Source organism: Mycobacterium sp. (assembly GCF_049673265.1).
Classification (GTDB): Bacteria; Actinomycetota; Actinomycetes; order Mycobacteriales; family Mycobacteriaceae; genus Mycobacterium.
On sequence record NZ_JBATXN010000329.1, the window covers coordinates 1 to 1,922 of the forward strand.

Here is a 1,922-nt window from a genome sequence, read left to right on the forward strand (position 1 = left end):
AACCTCCAATGCACTTCTCAACGGGATGCCAATGAGCAACGCCGTCAACGGCCGGCGCACCAGCGGCTTCGTCGTCCGATACGGCTTCCGCCACGCCGTCATGCCACGCCCACCATCGGCCGGATAACGGTTTATCCGCGCAAAGATTTTTATCCCCCGCCGCGCGTAGAACTAGCGCGAGCCGTCGGCTCGCCGCGTTCGAGCGGTCGCTTACCGCGGTAGTTTTTGCAGCTAGTGCGATCGGGGGCGCCGAAGGGCCGGCTTCCAACGCCCGCGTTGCGATTCCGATGATCGGCAGTTTTGCCGTCACATGACGGCGCCGCTGGGGCGGCTTCGTCCGCCGCGCGCATCTACTGTCACGACTAGCAGCGCTCAGGAAATCCAGACGCTCAAGGTTATTCGGAAGAGGCGGATCCGTTGGTGACTACACACAATGCCCGGAGCGCGGCGGCTGACCCGGCGACGGTGTGGTTTGTATCCGGCGAGCGCTGTCTGGGCTGACAGCGGCGGAGTCGTCGCGGGCCGGCATGCATCGGGCGGCTAGCTCCTAGGGCGTCAGCGATTCAACTGTTTGGACCCCGATCAGAGCAGCGCGGTTCGTGTGCGGCCACCGAACCCGCCAAATCGACCACAGCTAGCTGACTTAGGGGTTCGTCAAATTGTTTGATTTCGGGGCGTTGCCGCCGGAGGTTAATTCGGGTCGGATGTATTCCGGTCCTGGCCCCGGACCTATGCTGGCCGCGGCCGAGGCCTGGGATGGGCTGGCTGCCGAGTTGGGTTTTGCCTCAACGGGTTACGGGTCGACGATCACCGAGTTGACCGGTGGTCCCTGGATCGGTCCGACCTCGGCGACGATGCTGGCCGCCGTCGCGCCCTACATCAACTGGCTCAGCACCACCGCCGCCCAGGCCGAGGAGACCGCCAACCAGGCCCGCGCCGCCGTGGCCGCCTACGAGGCGGCCTTCGCGATGACCGTGCCGCCACCGGTCATCGAGGCCAACCGCGCCTTGCTGATGGCGCTGATCGCCACCAACTTCTTCGGCCAAAACACCCCGGCCATCATGGCCACCGAAGCCCTCTACGCCGAAATGTGGGCCCAAGACGCCGCGGCCATGTACGGCTACGCCGGCGCCGCAGCCGCCGCCTCCCAAGTGACCCCATTCGCCACCCCACCACACACCACCAGCCAAGACGCCAACAGCAGCCAAGCCGCCGCCGTGGCCCAAGCCACCGAAACCAGCGCCGGCAACGCCGCCCAAACCACCGCGCAAAGCGCCGCGTCAACGAGCGGTTCGACCACCTCGACCTCCACCACACCGCTGGCCGCCAGTACCACCGCAACCCAAACCACCGCGGTCCCCGTCGCAACGACGGGCAGCACGACTGGGGCCACCACCACGACCGGCGGCGGCTTCTTGGGCACCGGCGAAACGTTTTGGCAATGGGTCGGCAGCGGCGGCTGGCTGGGCACCAGCGTCACCAACCCAAATCTCAATACCCTGAGACAAGCGTTCCAGGCGTACTTCGGGGTGGGCCTCGGGCAATTCGGCGCGAGCATCGGACAGCAGACGACATTCGGTCTGGGCACCACGGCCGGCTCGGGTGGTGCGTGGTATCCCACACCGCAATTCGCCGGTTTGGCCCCCTTCGGCCACGGCGCACCGGTGTCGGCAGGTATCGGCCAAGCCAGCACCCTCGGCCGGCTGTCAGTACCTGCCGGCTGGCCCGGAGCAACGCCGACAGCGATGGAGACCCAGCCGGCAATGCTCACCAACACCGTCCGCCCCATCACACCAACCTCCAATGCACTTCTCAACGGGATGCCAATGAGCAACGCCGTCAACGGCCGGCGCACCAGCGGCTTCGTCGTCCGATACGGCTTCCGCCACGCCGTCATGCCACGCCCACCATCGGCCGGATAA

2 protein-coding genes are annotated in these 1,922 nt (G+C 66.5%); both read left to right on the top strand.

Features of this window, described 5'->3' with window-relative positions; translation table 11 throughout:
- Positions 1-127: PPE family protein, SVP subgroup (locus WBF82_RS11580; RefSeq protein ID WP_424382014.1), on the top strand; the 127-nt coding region annotated here is incomplete at its 5' end.
- 532 nt (positions 128-659) lie between these two features.
- Positions 660-1,922, top strand: a complete 1,263-nt coding sequence (locus tag WBF82_RS11585) for a PPE family protein (protein ID WP_424383174.1) — start codon at positions 660-662, stop codon at positions 1,920-1,922.